Below are 223 nucleotides of genomic sequence, written 5' to 3'. Positions count from 1 at the left end.
GCAGCTGTTGATCAAACTATAGATGTAAGCCAAATTGCAGTTGGAAGTTGTGTAACACCATTAACAGATACAGAAACTATAGTGGTTAATCCATTACCAAGTATAACAAGTATAACAGGAAATGGCCCTATTTGCGAAGGAGAAGATGCTATATTTGATATTGTTGGTACAGCAGATGCAACAGTAAGTTATTCGTTAGATGGAGGAACAACTACTCAAACGG

The 223-nt window shown here is 37.2% G+C and carries 1 protein-coding gene; it reads left to right on the top strand.

The window, feature by feature from the left end; all coding sequences use genetic code 11:
- Positions 1-223, top strand: a 223-nt coding sequence (locus FHG05_RS18525; RefSeq protein WP_181369199.1) for a hypothetical protein, incomplete at both ends; no start/stop codon positions are given.

This window comes from Flavobacterium profundi (genome assembly GCF_006491645.1).
In the GTDB taxonomy this organism is placed as follows: domain Bacteria; phylum Bacteroidota; class Bacteroidia; order Flavobacteriales; family Flavobacteriaceae; genus Flavobacterium; species Flavobacterium profundi.
The sequence above is the reverse complement of the archived record's forward strand: the minus strand, read 5'-3'. Positions and strand labels throughout refer to the sequence as shown.